Annotated in this window: 25 protein-coding genes and 1 pseudogene; 8 read left to right on the top strand and 18 right to left on the bottom strand. The window is 35.4% G+C overall.

What is annotated here, in order from left to right; translation table 11 throughout:
* Positions 1–172 precede the first annotated feature (172 nt).
* Together IGL15_RS05305 and IGL15_RS05300 are read left to right on the top strand one after the other, a co-directional pair.
* Positions 173–1,345, top strand: coding sequence for an IS256-like element IS1542 family transposase (locus IGL15_RS05305; RefSeq protein ID WP_002323245.1), 1,173 nt, complete (start codon positions 173–175; stop codon positions 1,343–1,345).
* A gap of 127 nt (positions 1,346–1,472) precedes the next feature.
* Positions 1,473–1,976, top strand: coding sequence for a hypothetical protein (locus tag IGL15_RS05300; RefSeq protein ID WP_123840303.1), 504 nt, complete (start codon positions 1,473–1,475; stop codon positions 1,974–1,976).
* A 232-nt stretch (positions 1,977–2,208) separates the two neighbouring features.
* On the opposite strand, the gene IGL15_RS05295 is transcribed toward IGL15_RS05300, so the two are convergent.
* From IGL15_RS05295 to IGL15_RS05255, 9 genes and pseudogenes are all read right to left on the bottom strand, one after another.
* Positions 2,209–2,688, bottom strand: a complete 480-nt coding sequence (locus IGL15_RS05295) for a sigma factor-like helix-turn-helix DNA-binding protein (RefSeq protein WP_123840304.1) — start codon at positions 2,686–2,688, stop codon at positions 2,209–2,211.
* Between the two features lie 339 nt (positions 2,689–3,027).
* On the bottom strand, positions 3,028–3,207 hold the full coding sequence (locus tag IGL15_RS05290; protein ID WP_104765291.1) for a hypothetical protein: 180 nt from the start codon (positions 3,205–3,207) through the stop codon (positions 3,028–3,030).
* Positions 3,208–3,347: 140 nt separating this feature from the next.
* Positions 3,348–3,656, bottom strand: coding sequence for a hypothetical protein (locus IGL15_RS05285; protein ID WP_104765290.1), 309 nt, complete (start codon positions 3,654–3,656; stop codon positions 3,348–3,350).
* Positions 3,653–3,955 (bottom strand): hypothetical protein, encoded by a 303-nt coding sequence (locus IGL15_RS05280; RefSeq protein WP_002292989.1) that lies wholly within the window; start codon positions 3,953–3,955, stop codon positions 3,653–3,655. Before IGL15_RS05280 ends, IGL15_RS05285 begins: the two co-directional genes overlap by 4 nt.
* Before the next feature lie 161 nt (positions 3,956–4,116).
* A complete protein-coding gene (locus IGL15_RS05275) occupies positions 4,117–4,386 on the bottom strand; it encodes a hypothetical protein (RefSeq protein ID WP_002343405.1) in 270 nt (89 codons plus the stop codon).
* A gap of 146 nt (positions 4,387–4,532) precedes the next feature.
* Positions 4,533–4,817, bottom strand: a pseudogene (locus IGL15_RS05270) (DUF1071 domain-containing protein); the annotation flags it as partial.
* Positions 4,810–5,151 (bottom strand): hypothetical protein, encoded by a 342-nt coding sequence (locus IGL15_RS05265; protein WP_104765289.1) that lies wholly within the window; start codon positions 5,149–5,151, stop codon positions 4,810–4,812. The pseudogene IGL15_RS05270 and the gene IGL15_RS05265, both read right to left, overlap by 8 nt.
* Before the next feature lie 55 nt (positions 5,152–5,206).
* A complete protein-coding gene (locus IGL15_RS05260; protein WP_257972141.1) occupies positions 5,207–5,335 on the bottom strand; it encodes a hypothetical protein in 129 nt (42 codons plus the stop codon).
* The gene (locus IGL15_RS05255; RefSeq protein ID WP_060809377.1) at positions 5,328–6,026 is read right to left on the bottom strand and encodes a Rha family transcriptional regulator; all 699 of its coding nucleotides are present in this window, start codon (positions 6,024–6,026) and stop codon (positions 5,328–5,330) included. Before IGL15_RS05255 ends, IGL15_RS05260 begins: the two co-directional genes overlap by 8 nt.
* Positions 6,027–6,079: 53 nt before the next feature.
* On the opposite strand from IGL15_RS05255, the gene IGL15_RS05250 reads away from it, so the two are divergent.
* Positions 6,080–6,502 (top strand): hypothetical protein, encoded by a 423-nt coding sequence (locus IGL15_RS05250; protein WP_225585753.1) that lies wholly within the window; start codon positions 6,080–6,082, stop codon positions 6,500–6,502.
* A gap of 163 nt (positions 6,503–6,665) precedes the next feature.
* Here the strand turns inward: IGL15_RS05250 and IGL15_RS05245 are convergent, their stop codons facing one another.
* From IGL15_RS05245 to IGL15_RS05235, 3 genes are all read right to left on the bottom strand, one after another.
* Positions 6,666–6,839: a hypothetical protein gene (locus IGL15_RS05245; protein ID WP_181045220.1), complete on the bottom strand. Its 174-nt coding sequence runs from the start codon at positions 6,837–6,839 to the stop codon at positions 6,666–6,668.
* Positions 6,840–7,043: 204 nt separating this feature from the next.
* A complete protein-coding gene (locus IGL15_RS05240; RefSeq protein WP_002325021.1) occupies positions 7,044–7,292 on the bottom strand; it encodes a hypothetical protein in 249 nt (82 codons plus the stop codon).
* 11 nt (positions 7,293–7,303) lie between these two features.
* Entirely contained in the window at positions 7,304–7,489 is a 186-nt protein-coding gene (locus IGL15_RS05235; RefSeq protein WP_002315391.1) for a helix-turn-helix domain-containing protein, read from the bottom strand.
* 302 nt (positions 7,490–7,791) lie between these two features.
* On the opposite strand from IGL15_RS05235, the gene IGL15_RS05230 reads away from it, so the two are divergent.
* The 5 genes from IGL15_RS05230 to IGL15_RS05210 all read left to right on the top strand — a co-directional run bounded on the left by IGL15_RS05230 (position 7,792) and on the right by IGL15_RS05210 (position 11,290).
* Complete coding sequence (locus tag IGL15_RS05230; RefSeq protein WP_002315392.1) at positions 7,792–8,166, top strand: helix-turn-helix domain-containing protein; 375 nt, start codon at positions 7,792–7,794, stop codon at positions 8,164–8,166.
* Positions 8,167–8,170: 4 nt separating this feature from the next.
* The gene (locus tag IGL15_RS05225; RefSeq protein ID WP_002350678.1) at positions 8,171–8,599 is read left to right on the top strand and encodes an ImmA/IrrE family metallo-endopeptidase; all 429 of its coding nucleotides are present in this window, start codon (positions 8,171–8,173) and stop codon (positions 8,597–8,599) included.
* 49 nt (positions 8,600–8,648) lie between these two features.
* A complete protein-coding gene (locus IGL15_RS05220) occupies positions 8,649–9,302 on the top strand; it encodes a hypothetical protein (protein ID WP_002337455.1) in 654 nt (217 codons plus the stop codon).
* 137 nt (positions 9,303–9,439) lie between these two features.
* The gene (locus IGL15_RS05215) at positions 9,440–10,030 is read left to right on the top strand and encodes a DUF4352 domain-containing protein (RefSeq protein ID WP_002325024.1); all 591 of its coding nucleotides are present in this window, start codon (positions 9,440–9,442) and stop codon (positions 10,028–10,030) included.
* Between the two features lie 123 nt (positions 10,031–10,153).
* A complete protein-coding gene (locus tag IGL15_RS05210; protein ID WP_086295544.1) occupies positions 10,154–11,290 on the top strand; it encodes a tyrosine-type recombinase/integrase in 1,137 nt (378 codons plus the stop codon).
* 131 nt (positions 11,291–11,421) lie between these two features.
* On the opposite strand, the gene rplS is transcribed toward IGL15_RS05210, so the two are convergent.
* The 6 genes from rplS to rpsP all read right to left on the bottom strand — a co-directional run bounded on the left by rplS (position 11,422) and on the right by rpsP (position 14,801).
* The gene (gene rplS / locus IGL15_RS05205) at positions 11,422–11,769 is read right to left on the bottom strand and encodes a 50S ribosomal protein L19 (RefSeq protein WP_002286913.1); all 348 of its coding nucleotides are present in this window, start codon (positions 11,767–11,769) and stop codon (positions 11,422–11,424) included.
* Positions 11,770–11,904: 135 nt separating this feature from the next.
* Positions 11,905–12,666 (bottom strand): tRNA (guanosine(37)-N1)-methyltransferase TrmD, encoded by a 762-nt coding sequence (trmD, locus tag IGL15_RS05200; protein ID WP_002293717.1) that lies wholly within the window; start codon positions 12,664–12,666, stop codon positions 11,905–11,907.
* Positions 12,656–13,177 carry a ribosome maturation factor RimM gene (rimM, locus tag IGL15_RS05195; protein WP_010829603.1) on the bottom strand — a complete coding sequence of 174 codons (522 nt, stop codon included), beginning with the start codon at positions 13,175–13,177 and terminating at the stop codon, positions 12,656–12,658. The genes trmD and rimM overlap by 11 nt, the downstream gene beginning before the upstream one ends.
* A 169-nt stretch (positions 13,178–13,346) precedes the next feature.
* On the bottom strand, positions 13,347–14,138 hold the full coding sequence (locus IGL15_RS05190) for a hypothetical protein (RefSeq protein ID WP_010829602.1): 792 nt from the start codon (positions 14,136–14,138) through the stop codon (positions 13,347–13,349).
* A gap of 124 nt (positions 14,139–14,262) precedes the next feature.
* Entirely contained in the window at positions 14,263–14,514 is a 252-nt protein-coding gene (locus tag IGL15_RS05185; RefSeq protein WP_002290277.1) for a KH domain-containing protein, read from the bottom strand.
* 11 nt (positions 14,515–14,525) lie between these two features.
* A complete protein-coding gene (gene rpsP, locus IGL15_RS05180) occupies positions 14,526–14,801 on the bottom strand; it encodes a 30S ribosomal protein S16 (protein ID WP_002290274.1) in 276 nt (91 codons plus the stop codon).
* Between the last annotated feature and the right edge of the window lie 65 nt (positions 14,802–14,866).

Genomic DNA, 14,866 nt, shown 5'->3' with positions numbered 1-14,866 from the left:
TTTACTTATTCTTCCATATCCATTAATATCACCTCAGTAAAATCTTACCATAGATATTGTGAAAATAAATACGATAAAGTCCATATAATTGTGTAAAAGATAAAAGGCCATGTAACAGCCCTTTTACGGTACAATGTTTTTAACCACAAAAACATACCCAGGAGGACGTTACATGACCCAAGTACATTTTACACTGAACAACGAAGAGGTTCAAAGTATTATTGAACATTCGGTAAAAGATGATGTTTCTAAAAATATTTTAACCACTGTTTTCAACCAATTGATGGAAAATCAACGAACAGAATATATTCAAGCCGATGACTATGAACGTTCAGAAAGTCGTCAGAGTCAAAGAAATGGCTATTATGAGCGAGACTTTACGACTCGTGTGGGTACACTCGAATTAAAAGTGCCTAGAACACGTGATGGTGAATTTTCACCGACGGTGTTTGAGCGTTATCAGCGAAATGAAAAGGCACTGCTCGCTTCAATGCTTGAGATGTATGTTTCGGGCGTTTCGACACGTAAAGTTTCAAAGATTGTTGAAGAGCTATGTGGAAAATCTGTATCGAAATCTTTTGTTTCTAGCCTGACTGAGCAGTTAGACCCGATGGTCAACGAATGGCAGAACCGTTCACTCTCAGGTACGAATTATCCTTATCTGATGACTGATGTTCTCTACATAAAAGTCCGTGAGGACCATCGAGTGCTTTCTAAAAGCTGCCATATTGCGATCGGGATAACAGAAGGTGGCGACCGTGAAATCATTGGCTTCATGATTCAAAATGAAGAAAGTGATGACACATGGTCCATCTTCTTTGAATACTTAAAAGAACGCGGCCTAAAGGGGACAGAACTCATCATTTCTGATGCCCATAAAGGCCTAGTGTCTGCGATTCGTAAGTCATTTACCAACGCAAGTTGGCAGAGATGCCAGGTCCATTTTTTAAGAAACATCTTCAGTTCCATTCCAAAAAAGAATTCAAAACCGTTTAGAGAAGCAGTAAAAGCGATCTTTAAGTTTACGGATATTGAACTCGCTCGAACAGCTAAGAATGCCTTAGTCGGTGAATATATCGACCAGCCTAAATATACAAAAGCCTGCGAAATATTGGATAATGGCTTCGAAGATGCCTTTCAATACACGGTTATCGGAAATAGTCATAATCGGCTAAAAAGCACCAACCTTCTTGAACGACTGAACCAGGAAGTCCGCAGAAGAGAAAAGATTATTCGGATTTTTCCCAACCGAACGTCTGCCAATCGATTAATTGGAGCTGTCCTTATGGACCTTCATGACGAATGGCTCAGTTCTACAAGAAAATATATTAAGTTTGATCAATGAGAGACCGGTAAAACATTGTATAGTATTTTACACAGGATTATGGACTTGACTATAAATACTAAGCGTATAATTTTAGTTATCAGTGAGTGGTCCGCTGATAACTAAAAACAAGGAGTGAACTTAATTTATGAATAAATTAGAACTACAAGCATTTGAATATGCAGTTCATGTATTTAATGAAATACTCGAACTAAGTAACCAAGACTACAGCTTTGAAATTGTTTGGAATACCAAATTTGGTCCATCTTACGCTAATAACATTATTTATAGAAGTGAGCGTACACCCATTATGGAAATAAATTTTAATGATAATTATGGAGGCTATAATTATAAAACGTTTGATGTAGGATGCTATAAAGATGATTTTCTCGCTTTCGTTCGCCACAATGTCTTTAAATATTTTGAAAATTCATTTGATAATGGTTTTTCTGAAAAACTACAGATAGTAGAACAACCATATTACTTAATGAACAAATTATTAGAATTATCAAAAATGGAATCAAACAATGAATTAAAGAAGCCAAGTTACTCATCCGTTTGGAATTTCAAAACATTAGATGGTTCAATTGAGTTACCTTTTATTAATGATGATTCCTTGATTGAATATCCTATTAGTTTGTTAAAAAAATAGTCAAGAATCTTTTAAAACAAGCGAACTATTTTGTATAAAAGTTTTCTCCTATCCTCTATAATAATTTTTTATTATAGCTATCTAATCAAAAAATATGAAAGAGCCACAGATACCAATTAAAAAGTTGGGATATCTTGGCACTTTCATATTTTTTTGACACTAATAGAATATCATGCCTGAAGCAAGGTAAACATAGCGTCGGCGAGTGAACATTTAGTGAACATTGGATTTTTCAAAAGAGCGATAACTGCTTACGCCTTTCTTTTTGTTCATTGTAATGATCAATCTCATTTCGTTTCTTTTGTCTATCACAAAACTTCGCTTCGTACTCATCTAGAAAATCGAGCTTTCCACGTATCTCTGCATGTTTTTTTCTAACATAAGATTCGCTGTAGCCTACCTCTTCAGCTATCTCTTCTAATTTCATACCTTCAATATATTTCATGCGTACGATCTCATTTTCTAGACCTTTGAAGGTTTGGATCAGCAAAAGCATTTCCTCTTTGTCTTGGTTCAAAAGAGTTAGCTCATTACTTATTTTTTCGATTTTCTCTTCAAGAGAAGAAGAACGAGACTTGTTATTGAGACGAACATTTGATAGATCACCATTGATCCAACGATTCAATTCGAGTTTGCTCTTATTCAGATTCCACTCATAATATAAAATCTGCTCTTCTAATTCTTGATAATCTTTCAACCATTGAAATCTCACAAATGCCATCTCCTTATGGTAAAATAGTTTTGGGCAGCTATCTCATAAAGAGGTGGCTTTTTTTATTTTTTCTTAGCCGTTCCATTCTGAATTGCCTTTTGTTCCAAACGTCGCTTTTTCTTCTTAATCTTTGATTTTGTTTTACCCATTATTTTTTATTCTCCTCTTGAATGATTACTAGCATAAAAACGAAAAATACGATAAAGATAAATGAATAGATCATTCTGTATCCTCCTTAACTTGCAAAACAGCAATTCCAACCTCTAAAACTGCTATACAACGCTATTTATAACTTGCATGTAAGTTGCATCTTCAGCAATCGCAGCCGCTTGTATTTCTTCATTTTTCTTTTCCTATCTCATTGACTAGCTCATAATCCTTGATCAAGTCCCATACGAATGTTTTAGCAAAAATTTTGTGTCCATATTTATCTTTCTTTTCATGGATAATCACTGACCCTAAAGAAAAATCTTCTTCGCCAACATTATCGATTTCTAGCCAGTCTCCTTGATTATTCATAGGTCTAAACAGTTGCCCATGCTTGAATTGATACTCAGCAGCACCTTGATATATTTCCCAACCTTTGTCGTTCTATTTCTTCTTGCTGCTTTATGACTATTTTTTCTAATTCCTTAATTTTTTCGTCCATTATTTTCCTCCTACTCAAATTCGACTTCTGTATCATAAATATTCCAGATGATATTTACATGTTCATTGACATCTTTTTTGTCTACTTCCTTGATCCAATAAGGCGGTTCCCCGTCTCTCAAAGGTATCCCTATGCCTTCGATAAATGTTGACTTATTATGGATTACGTTATATGCGATGTGCTCCGCTAAATCGTCAAGTCCATCTAAATCGTAGAAGTATTCGCTAAATCCTTCGAACCATTCTTCATTGAAAAATTCTGGCTCTAATTCAACTTTCAAATTATCTCTTCGTACCATTTCAAGCGATATTTTCTTCATTTTTTCTCCTCCACATACCTAAACTGTCGTCCTTTTGAATCAATCCATAAGCTCCTAGCTCTATCCCAGATGATGTTTTTGCTCAGACCAGTAATTTCAGATAACTGTTCAGCAGTACCTGTTACTAGAATTCGATCACCATGCCAGATTGCGATTTTTCTCGGCGTTCTCCGTTTGGTTTTTTCAGTCCACATTGATTTACCGAGCTTTTGGACTTCTGCAACTATTTCTTTGTCTTCTTGCCAAGATTCTGACTTGGTTAATTCAGCAATTCGTTTCATTGCTGCTTTCTTATCCATCCCGACATTCTCCTTTCAATAATTTGAGTACTTGATCAAGTGCGCTCTCACGTCAGCCATGAAACGTGTTGAGCCACTTGTCTTCGTACGATACACTTTGTCTTAAAGCTTCTTGATGCATTAGTTCAATCTGTGCTGTAAATGTCTTTAGGTCCATCTGATTACACTTGCTCAAGTTCATTAAGATGTTTTTGCAAGCCTTTAACACAATCAACAAATAGTAATTTGGTATATGCTAAATTTCTTAATTGTGTTGTATCGATATAAAGTGCGAAATAGTATCTGAGCTTACTCCAACTCGAACGATCATTCTTAATTCCTTCGATTCCAGCTTCTTCGAGTTGATCATATACGTCTCTCAGGATTTCTATTTCCTCACCAGTTTTATACTTTGCTATTTCATTAATTAGTTCTAGATAATCGATCTTCAATTTTCCACCTCTTAGAATGGTGCTTTTGTTTGTCTATTAGCTCGTTCTAGCGCTTTTTTCTTAAGATAGGCTTCTTGGTCGATTGCCCATTCAGGAAGCTTCTCTCGTCTTCCTGTGCGCTTGTATCCAATGATTGCGTTCTTAGGTTCACTTTTTCCTTTTAGCGTGACGGACACAGATACGTAAATTCCGGTCTCATCTGTCAAATATGGTTTGTACTCTTCAACCAGAAAGTCTTGGTGCGTTCCTGAAACTACTCTGTAATGCTTGTATTCGTTTATCGTTACTGTTGCCTCTGGATCATTCTTTTTCATCATCTCCCAAGCACGTGCCCATGACAGATAATCAAACTTCCCTTTTTTCTTTAGAAGTTTATTGAGTTACTTGTTGAACAATTTTTCGAAATTTGTAGTTTCATTTGTTTCACTCATCAAATTCTGCCTCCAACTCTGCAATGAATTTTTTGCCTGGTCCGTAATAAGAGATATCAATCAAGTTATCTCTGTCGTACTCTTCCAATGCATCAATCAAGCCATCTTCGATGACATAGATGTATTCAGGTTTTCTGGACTGCTTCGATAAATGGATAAGATAGACATGATCCCAAATACTCACAAAATTTCCCAAATCATCTTGATCACATGCTAGTTCTTCATTCGTCAAAAGATTTCGTCTGATTTTTCGATTGTTTGTTTCCTTGATATTCGATTTGCCACAACTAGGATCAGTCAAATATTGATCTAGAGTGGAAAGTTCTTTTTCCATGTGGTAACATCTCCTTAGATGTATTTTCTTTGTGACTCTATGCTTGCCGGCCGAGTCACTTTTTTATTTGTTGCCATGCTTTTTTCTTATCGATATGTTGTTGACTTAAAATAATAGGATAGTTATTTTCCCACCAATTATCAGCAATCACTTTACCGATTTTTAGCGCTTCAGCTCTATTCATTTTCATCACCAAAAAGTCTTTGTTGTCTGTTCAGTTGATCGATTTCCATGCGGATCGCAGTTTCTGGTAACCACATCTCAATAAATGAAACAGCATCATCAAATCTCTTACGAGGTAACTCGCCATATCTTGGGATTGAAAAGGTACGTTTAAATTCAGACCAAAATTTTGAGAATACTTTTTTGCTGATTTCTTCATAAGCTCGGCTTTCTTTACCCCCTAGAACTTCCATAACTTTTATATTTCCTTTTTGTTTAATTTCAAACTCTTGTTGCCCACTAATTCGCATAGTATCTTTAAGCATGGAAACATCTTTTTTAACATCTTTCATTTCTTCTAGTTGGTAGATCATCATATCTTCAATTGTTTGAGGAACAGTATTCTTGCGAATAACATCTTCCATTTCGTTGAATGCTTCAATGTATTTTTGTTTGAAGTAAATAGCTTTCTTTCCTGTAAAACCCATAGCCAACAAGAAAAAACCATCTCTACTAATGAAAAAAACTCGTCGATTTCTGCCGTATGAATCTGGTTCATTACCTTCCACAAACATCTGCTCAAAATTGAGCACATCTTCTTTTAACTTTTCAATATCCCTCAAAACATTTTTGTGTTCTTTTTCAAAACTATCTGCGACTTGCAAACTCGTAGTCACAGCTTCTTTATTTTTCAAAATTACTAATTCTTGCATTTTTTCTTCTCTCCTTTTTGATATAATTAGTTAAAAACTGATGGTGATTAAAAATGAATATTATAGATTTTATTAGCCAAGTAGACTGGAAGAGTTTTGTTAACAACATTAAGGATTTTATTTTGCCTGTTACTTCTTTAATTTTTTCTTCCTTTGCTTTCTATATCTCTTACACGGATAAAAAGACTAAAAAATTTAATTTGAAACTAGATTTTTTTACCCCTTGCGAAGAATGGCTGGTAGATAGAGAAAGTGATGAAGAACCTGATGTTTATCATCAACATAAATTTAGAATTATAGACTCGGTCTTATTGACGAATAATAGTTCCTTACCTGTCACGGTAATCAAATTTACTGTTTCAGAAATGTCTGAAGAATTGAATGCTTTTAATATGATAGGTAACGATTATTCCGTGACAATAAAGCCGCCTTATAAAAACCTACCGAATGGTGGTCGTGCTTATTCCGGACAATAACTTAAAAAAATAGCTAATTTATCAAAGTTTCCTCCATTACCATTGCCAATAACAATTCCACCGTATGAATCTAAAATAACCACCTTAGTTTTTAGGTACGATGAATCTGTAAAAAATAAAAGAATAGAAATAAATGTTCATACCAGTAGAGGCATGTTAAAAATCAAAAGATTTGTTTCTTCATCTCAAATTTCACAACTTGATACCGGCTATGTCCCTCCGCAACTAGATGAATTTGATTAGGAAATTCTCCAGTTTCTTTTACAAATTCTTTGATGAGATCATTAAAATTTTCTTTCAATTGTTTTTCGTTTATAGTCATTAAACTTTTTTTCATTAGTCAGTCCCTCCCGACTGGCTTTTTCACTCTGTACTCAGCTTCATCAAGCCCCATAAAAATCCAGACCATGTAAACGATTGTCCCTATCAACGCCTGCCTGTTTCCCCAAAGACCTAAAGCATAGACGATTAGGGGTGCGCTGAATACTAATGCTCTGTTGAATTTACCCATTAACCTTCACTTCTCAAATTGTTCTATTTTTTATAAATCAACTAAATGCTTCTCGATAAATTCTTTAGGTGTTACCTTTCTTGTGCGTAACCTGTTATAGGATTTGAAAGACAAAAATTTATCGTATAATTCTGTATTGATCCAAACTTCTTGTCCTGTGACCCGTTCATACGCCGCTGAGAAAATTGCTGTATTTTTTAGTTCCGACATTCGACGTTGATAAGTAGATGGAGAATAATTGTATTTTTTTACAAAATCTTGTTTTTTTAGTTTTGTCATCGCCTATCCCCCTATCGGATGTCCAATATCTTTTTCACTGTTTCGATATGCTGTTGTGCTTTCTTTCCATCACGATTGCCGTTTAGAATATCTGATAAATAAGCTCCTGAAATACCGATAAGCGCAGCTAGTTCTTTGAAAGTCATTCTTCTTTTTCTCATCTCCGCTCGAATTTTTAAGTCTAAATTCTCAGACATAAAAATAGCTCCTTTCTAAACAAATAATTTGTAAGCTAAAAAATTAGCTAAATCGTTGACACTTATTAGCTTTTAAGCTATTATGAATACATAGTTAAATAAGACTTATAAAAAGCCTCTAAAATAACATTTCTAAGTTTGGCGACCGAGAGAATGTTTTAAATTAGTAGAGATTTTTGTTGCTCTTATTTAGCTAACAATTTAGCTTACGAATTAAATATACTAGCTTAAAAGCTAATTGTCAACAAAAATATAACTTTTAAGCTATTTATTTTCTTTTCAGCTTTGAAAGGTTGATAATAATGAGTTTAGTTACTAAAATTAAAGAATTAGCAGACGAAAAGCATGTGACTATAGCAGAAGTAGAAAGACAGGTGGGTATCTCTAATGGACAAATAAGAAGATGGGATAAAGCCTCGCCAAAATCCGAGAACTTAAAGAAAGTTGCTGATTATTTTGGTGTCACAACTGACTATTTATTGGGAAATAATAATGTTCCTAAATGGGCTACAAAAGAGGAAGTGGTTGAACTTGATAAACTACTAGACTCAAATGTTAATATGTCTTATGGTGGGGAAACATTGACACCCGAACAAATACAGCGCGTAAAAGATATCCTCATAGCGACTTTCTGGGATATTGTGAAAGAAGACAAAGAAAAAGGCAAAAAGATGTGAGCTTATGGAGATGGATACGATTAATTTAGTCGAGGAGTTGAAGCGGAAATACCAGTCCGCTAATCCTTTTTATATTTGTGAAAAGATGGGCATTAAAATTCAATACGTTCCTTTTATCGAAAATCCCAAAGGACAGTTTCAAGAAATTAGAGATCGTGCGATAATCTTTTTAAATGATGAACTGCGAGACTCTGAGGAAAGATTCTACATTTGCGCTCACGAATTAGGTCACGCTATTTTTCATCGTGGCTTATCCAGTTACTATGTATCAACAAGAACATCTAGAAGCAAATCTGAAAGCGAAGCTAATTGCTTTGCTGCTAATCTCATTGTTTCTCTTTATAAAGAAGATAATGATCAATATCCTAAAAAAATCGAAGAATTAAAGAATCTTTACGGCCTTCCAGAAAGCGCTTATCGTTTTCTTATATAAAAAAGCCCGTGTTAGCACACATATTACAACGAGAAAGAGGAATTATAAAATGAAAAAAGTTAGCGTTATGTTGTTGTTAAGTACTGCTCTGCTACTTTCAGCTTGTTCAAATAATAAAAAAGCTGAATCAACAGATGCCACTTCTAACCAAGAAACAAAAGTAAGTAAAACAAAAGAAGCAACTGAAACCAGTTCCTCTACTAGCAAATCTACATCTAAGACAGATTCTAGTTCAACAGTTACAAGCTCCAACCAAGCTACGGCGGAACCTAGCCCAACAGTTATAAGCTCCAGTCAGGATACAATCCAAACCGCACCTCAAGAAGAAACATATGAACAGATGAAACAACGCACTTTACAGTCAACTCCAGCTGATCGTGCAAATTGGTCCAACAAAGAGTGGGAAGCTTTCGGCGTGGCCCTTTATGAAAATGGATTGACTACAGATGATGCTGGCAATATTATCAGTCAAGATCAGAAAGAACAACAAGCAGCATCTCAACAAAATCCAGAAGACCAACAAACAAGCGCTCAGCAAGACGCTGACACTTTATCACTTACTGATTTTGTTAACAAATACGGGATGTCGCCTGTTGCATGGAAAGTACAGAATGGAATGTCTGAAGAAGAAGCATTGCGTACAACACAGCAAAAGACTTCCGGTGAAGTTCAATTAGGATTTTCTAAATACGGAATTCAATAATATATTTTTATGCCCTACTATTTTGCCTATAATCTCTAAAAAAGTTATAAAGAAAAAAGCCCGTGCTGCAACACGGACTAAAATCTCGTTTCTAAGATCCTACATAAAAATAATATCATAGAAACGGAGAATAAAAAATGAAAAAAGTGATTTTAGGTTTGGTATTTACTAGCGTACTTTTGGGGGCCTGTTCAACAAATAAAGAGGCCACATCTGCTAAAGCTAACAGCACTACAGAATCTAGTTTAAGAAAAGAAGTTTCGGATCTTAAGTCCGAAAATGAAGAATTAAACAAAAGAGTAACAGAGTTAAAAAATTTAATTGAAAATTCTTCAACACAGGATAGTTCCGAGAATAATTCTGATTCAGCAAGCGGAAATGTAAAAATGGGACAGGCAGTTGAGTTTACCTCAGGAGAATCAATAACAGTTACAGAAGTAAAAGCAGATGACAGTATTAGTTTGATGGATCCAGTAGACGGTGAACACCCTGTTGTTGTAACAGCTATTATTGAAAATAAGACTAACTCACCTATTTCTTTTAACGCACATACATTTGACATATATGATGGAAACGATGAATTAGGAAGACTAGATGCAAATACTTATTCTAACAACATCCCTAATGAAATAGCGGGTGGAAAAAAAGCTACAGTAGTTATGTATTTTGGAGCAAAAGGAAATGCACCTTATACAATCGCATACGGTCCAGCAACTTGGAGCGAATAATAATTCATAAATAAAAACACGCCCCCTCCCTCGCCAAAGTTTGTGGACGTGATGAAAAATAAACCTGCTATAATCGGCTTACTTATCTATTCCTATTATAGCAACAAATAGGAGATGAAAACAATGTGGATCGAAACTAAAACTGATAAAAACGGAAAAAAAGTATATAAATATAATGAGCGATATATTGATCCAAAAACTAGAAAAAGAAAAAAAGTGAGCATTACTTATAAAAATAAATCTCGAGAAACTCAGAAAGTGGCATTGCTAGAGTTAAATAAAAAAATTGATATAAAATTAAACGAAAAAACACTTCAGAAGCCTGATCTAACATTTCATGAGCTTGTTGAAGAATGGTTAGTTATATACAAAAGACAAGTTAAGGAATCTACATATTATCCTACGAATAATATATTAAACACTATAAAGAAGAAGATACCTGAGACTTACATCGTTTCTGGTATTAATACAATAGATTTGAATAATATTTTTGAAGACATGATATATAAAGATGACTTGTCAAATAAGTACGTCAGTGTAATTAAATCCAAATTGAATCTTCTTTTTTCATATGCTATGAAAAAAGGTTATGTAGAAAAAAATCCTATCGATGAAGTAGTTATTGATTATAAAAGAGAGTCAAAAACGATAAAAATTAAAGATAAATTTTTAGAAGATGATGAATATAATAGACTAGTAGATTTCACAACTTCACACAATAAAAGATATTCTCTCCTTTTCCAGTGGCTATATTTGACTGGGATGAGGCCTGGTGAAGCAATCGCATTAAGCAAAGACGATGTACACATTACCAATAATAATGCATCAGTAGTTATAAATGGGACGATGATGTATAGAGAACGTTCAATAGCTGATATGAAAAAATCTGATTCTACAAAAACTGCTGCTGGAATGCGAGAAATTGATTTACCAAAAAAAGCGATAGCTATTTACAATGAGCTTCTAGAATTAAATCCGAATGGTCAATTTCTATTTCAAACAACGAAAGGAACTCCTTTCCAACTAACAGCAATTAACACCTATTTGAGAAATCATAAAGCTGACATGAAGATTGATAAAAAACTTAGTTCACATATTTTTAGACATACCCATATTTCAAAATTAGCGGAACTAGGAACTCCTCTGTATGCTATTCAGGATCGCGTTGGGCACGAAAATAGTGATATCACTGAAAAGATTTATTTGCATGTGACAAAAGGAGTAAAAGAAAAATTGAAAGAAGATATAGAAAAACTGTAACTTGTTGCCCCTTTTTTGCCCCTTTTTATTAATCAAAAATGTACCAAATAGAAATCGTTAATATAAAAAAACAGAGAACAAAAAAAGAACCCTTGAATACCAAGGGTTCTTTCTCAGTCTGATAACAATGATTAACGACGGATTTCTTTGATACGAGCAGCTTTTCCGTGTAATGCACGTAGGTAGTACAATTTTGCACGACGTACTTTACCGTAGCGAACTACTTCGATTTTTGCAACACGTGGTGTGTGCAATGGGAATGTACGCTCAACGCCCACTCCGTTAGAAACTTTACGTACTGTATAAGTTTCGCTGATTCCAGCACCGCGGCGTTTGATAACAACACCTTCAAATAACTGGATACGTTCACGAGTACCTTCAACAACTTTTGCGTGAACACGCACAGTGTCACCAGGGCGGAACGCTGGGATGTCAGAACGTAATTGTTCTTTTGTTAATTCTTCGATTAATGGATTCATGGTTTTCTTCTCCTTATTCCAAATATTCTTATGAGCTTTTCTCACAGCGGAATATCGTAATAGTTAAGTGCTTTTGCACTCACCATAAAATACTAACATATTATCAACCTACTGTAAAGAAGATTTTAGAAAAAGTCACTTGGCTTCATCTGCTGTTTTTTCTTGTTCTTCTTTCTTGATTTCTTCTAAAAATTTCGTCATTTGAGGTGTCCATTCAAGTGTTTCCAAAAGATCAGGCCGTCGTTGATAGGTCCTTCTTAGTGATTCTTTTAATTGCCATTCTTCAATCAATTTATGATTTCCATTTGTCAATACTTCTGGTACTTTCATCCCTTTATATTCTGCCGGGCGAGTATATTGGGGATGTTCTAATAGACCAGTTGAATAAGAATCCGTTTGAGCTGAAGTCTGATTCCCTAACACATCTGGCAAAAGCCGAACTGTTGCATCGATCATGACCATCGCACCTAATTCTCCCCCAGTAAGGACATAATCTCCTAAGGAAACTTCATCTGTCACTAATGTGCGGATACGTTCATCATATCCCTCATAATGACCACAAATGAATACTAAGTGTTCTTCTTGTGAAAATTCTTCTGCCATTTTCTGATCGAATCGTTTACCAGCTGGGTCAAGAAGAATTACTCTTTTTTTGACATCCGGTGCAGCTTTTTCAATGGCTTGGATGTTATCATAGATGGGCTGGACTTTGAGCAGCATACCTGCTCCACCGCCGTATGGATAATCATCTACTGTCTGATGTTTGTTATCTGAATAATCGCGGAAGTTAGAGATATTGATATCTAATAATCCTTTATCTACAGCCTTACCGATGATGGATTCCCCCATAGGACCTTCAAACATTCTTGGAAATAAAGTCAATACATCAATCTTCATCGTCAATCAGTCCTTCTGGGATTTCTACACGGACCACTCCAGCTTCTAAATCGACTTCTTTGACGACAGAAGCGATATACGGAAGCAATATATCAGATTTTTTCGGACGTTGAACGACCCAAACATCATTGGCACCTGGTGACAAGATTTCTTTTACTTTACCTAACTCAGTTCCATCTTCTAATACACGCAGACCGATGATCTCATGGTAATAGAATTCATTTTCAGCTAAATCTACAGAGTTGTCTTTCGACACTTTTAATATGCCATCCCGATATTTTTCCACATCATTGATAGAAGGATGTCCTTCAAAACTCAATAAGTCAAAATTTTTATGTTTGCGATGACTTTTGACTGTTAATTCCACAGGTGCTTTTCCGTCTTGGAATAGTGTTAGCACCGTTCCTTTTTTGTAACGTTCTTCTGGGAAATCCGTTGTTGAGATCACACGGACTTCGCCTTTGATACCTTGTGTGTTTACGATTTTTCCTACATTCAAGTATTCAGTCAACTTATATCCCCATTTCTTTTTTGTCTGTTTTATTTTAGCATGTGTGAAGAGGCAATTCTAGTTTTCTTTTAAGGTATTAAGCCAAAATTATGCAAAAATGCGGCGTGCTATTTTTGATTACTTCCTGTGACTTGGAGTTAAATGATGGGCTCAGATCAGCGCGCTGATTTCACAACCTCTTCATAGAAACTGCCATCTTCAACGCAGACATAGGATCTTGATGAGTGATCGTATAGGCATTTTTCGGTTCTTGCCAGCTTACTTCTACGGCTCGATTCGTCGTATCACCCATATCAACAGTAATTTTACCAAATTGTTCAGGTGCTGGTAGACTGTTTTCTTCCAAATAAGCTACGATTTCTTTAGCTAATAGTAAGGGATCTTGGCCTTCTATATTATTCCCACGGATTCGAATACGCCAGTTTCCTTCTTGCCATTCAAGAAAACTTGAACCTGCTGCACCTTGCTGATACCCTGTGATTCGAGAACCTAAGTCCACTTGCTGACCATTTGTGTTGATCTCAAAGGGCTGCAAAACTTGGATTGTTTCTTGACTAGAAGCAAACCCATATTGATATAGATAGGTTGCAATAGGCGTTTCTTGATTCAATTCGTCAGCATTCAACCCGAGGGGACGATCTGTTCTGTAATATAAAATAGAATAACCTTGCTTTGTATGTGCCGCTGCGATATTGAGATAGCCTGAAGAGACTGGTACATCTAGAGGCATGGGAACATTTGGCTGTTGTTCTTTCAACTGGTCTAAAGCAGTCTTTTTCTCATTATTTGAGGTAGCCATTGTTTGTTCAGTGGTGGAAGCCGTTTTGGTACTACTTTTTTCTGGACTGGTAACAGTTTCAGATATACTGCTTGATAGATGTGTATTGTCTGATTCTTGAGTAACCGAACTACAAGCGCTTAACAATAGAGCAAATGGAATAAATAACATTTTCTTTCTCATAGGCTGTTCACTCCCTCCTCCTATAAGGATACGCTTTCTTGCTTGTTTTGCCAAATAATCATTTCTTCAATTAATAAAAAAAACAAAAAAGCTGCACTCGAAAATTCGAGTACAGCACGTTTATTTACTTTTCCTTATCATCGATGATATTCAAACGCACTTTTTTCGGTGCATTGATCCGAACACCGTAAACGATTGTGCGGATTGCTTTAGCAACACGCCCTTGTTTTCCAATGATACGGCCAATATCTTCAGGAGCCACTGTTAGATTGTACTCGTAAAAGTCTTTCGACTCTACGACATCTAACTTGACTTGATCAGGATAAGTGACTAGCGGACGAACGATTGTTAAGACTAAGTCGCTTAAATCTTTCATATCCGGTCACCTTATTTCTTTGAGAATTTAGCTTCGTGGTGTTTTTGCATAACGCCTTCTTTTGAAAGGATGTTACGTACAGTGTCAGAAGGTTGTGCACCTTTTGATAACCAGTCAAGAACTAAGTCTTCTTTTAAAACTACTTCTGCAGGGTCTTTCAAAGGATTGTAAGTACCTACAGTTTCGATGAAACGTCCATCACGAGGAGAACGTGAATCAGCTACGACGATACGGTAAAACGGACTCTTTTTAGAACCCATACGTTTTAAACGGATTTTAACTGCCATTATTTATTTCCACCTCCATTGTTTTATTCACAAGATGTAGTGTAACAGTTTTTTTTTACCCTGTA

The organism is Enterococcus sp. DIV0436a (assembly GCF_051711605.1).
In the GTDB taxonomy this organism is placed as follows: domain Bacteria; phylum Bacillota; class Bacilli; order Lactobacillales; family Enterococcaceae; genus Enterococcus_B; species Enterococcus_B faecium.
This window is presented reverse-complemented; position numbering and strand designations above follow the sequence as displayed.

What these genes read in the sequence shown, in the direction of transcription:
- IGL15_RS05190 (WP_010829602.1), bottom strand. Translation starts at nt 14,138, where the DNA reads ATGAGAAAGAAAATGTTATTTATTCCATTTGCTCTATTGTTAAGCGCT.
- trmD (WP_002293717.1), bottom strand. Translation starts at nt 12,666, where the DNA reads ATGAAGATTGATGTATTGACTTTATTTCCAAGAATGTTTGAAGGTCCT.
- IGL15_RS05255 (WP_060809377.1), bottom strand. Translation starts at nt 6,026, where the DNA reads ATGCAAGAATTAGTAATTTTGAAAAATAAAGAAGCTGTGACTACGAGT.
- rpsP (WP_002290274.1), bottom strand. Translation starts at nt 14,801, where the DNA reads ATGGCAGTTAAAATCCGTTTAAAACGTATGGGTTCTAAAAAGAGTCCG.
- IGL15_RS05230 (WP_002315392.1), top strand. Translation starts at nt 7,792, where the DNA reads ATGAGTTTAGTTACTAAAATTAAAGAATTAGCAGACGAAAAGCATGTG.
- IGL15_RS05210 (WP_086295544.1), top strand. Translation starts at nt 10,154, where the DNA reads ATGTGGATCGAAACTAAAACTGATAAAAACGGAAAAAAAGTATATAAA.
- IGL15_RS05300 (WP_123840303.1), top strand. Translation starts at nt 1,473, where the DNA reads ATGAATAAATTAGAACTACAAGCATTTGAATATGCAGTTCATGTATTT.
- IGL15_RS05290 (WP_104765291.1), bottom strand. Translation starts at nt 3,207, where the DNA reads ATGAATAATCAAGGAGACTGGCTAGAAATCGATAATGTTGGCGAAGAA.
- rplS (WP_002286913.1), bottom strand. Translation starts at nt 11,769, where the DNA reads ATGAATCCATTAATCGAAGAATTAACAAAAGAACAATTACGTTCTGAC.
- IGL15_RS05265 (WP_104765289.1), bottom strand. Translation starts at nt 5,151, where the DNA reads ATGGAAAAAGAACTTTCCACTCTAGATCAATATTTGACTGATCCTAGT.
- IGL15_RS05185 (WP_002290277.1), bottom strand. Translation starts at nt 14,514, where the DNA reads ATGAAAGATTTAAGCGACTTAGTCTTAACAATCGTTCGTCCGCTAGTC.
- IGL15_RS05305 (WP_002323245.1), top strand. Translation starts at nt 173, where the DNA reads ATGACCCAAGTACATTTTACACTGAACAACGAAGAGGTTCAAAGTATT.
- IGL15_RS05260 (WP_257972141.1), bottom strand. Translation starts at nt 5,335, where the DNA reads ATGAATAGAGCTGAAGCGCTAAAAATCGGTAAAGTGATTGCTGATAAT.
- IGL15_RS05225 (WP_002350678.1), top strand. Translation starts at nt 8,171, where the DNA reads ATGGAGATGGATACGATTAATTTAGTCGAGGAGTTGAAGCGGAAATAC.
- IGL15_RS05280 (WP_002292989.1), bottom strand. Translation starts at nt 3,955, where the DNA reads ATGGATAAGAAAGCAGCAATGAAACGAATTGCTGAATTAACCAAGTCA.
- IGL15_RS05240 (WP_002325021.1), bottom strand. Translation starts at nt 7,292, where the DNA reads ATGACAAAACTAAAAAAACAAGATTTTGTAAAAAAATACAATTATTCT.
- IGL15_RS05245 (WP_181045220.1), bottom strand. Translation starts at nt 6,839, where the DNA reads ATGAAAAAAAGTTTAATGACTATAAACGAAAAACAATTGAAAGAAAAT.
- IGL15_RS05235 (WP_002315391.1), bottom strand. Translation starts at nt 7,489, where the DNA reads ATGTCTGAGAATTTAGACTTAAAAATTCGAGCGGAGATGAGAAAAAGA.
- IGL15_RS05250 (WP_225585753.1), top strand. Translation starts at nt 6,080, where the DNA reads ATGAATATTATAGATTTTATTAGCCAAGTAGACTGGAAGAGTTTTGTT.
- IGL15_RS05285 (WP_104765290.1), bottom strand. Translation starts at nt 3,656, where the DNA reads ATGAAGAAAATATCGCTTGAAATGGTACGAAGAGATAATTTGAAAGTT.
- IGL15_RS05215 (WP_002325024.1), top strand. Translation starts at nt 9,440, where the DNA reads ATGAAAAAAGTGATTTTAGGTTTGGTATTTACTAGCGTACTTTTGGGG.
- IGL15_RS05220 (WP_002337455.1), top strand. Translation starts at nt 8,649, where the DNA reads ATGAAAAAAGTTAGCGTTATGTTGTTGTTAAGTACTGCTCTGCTACTT.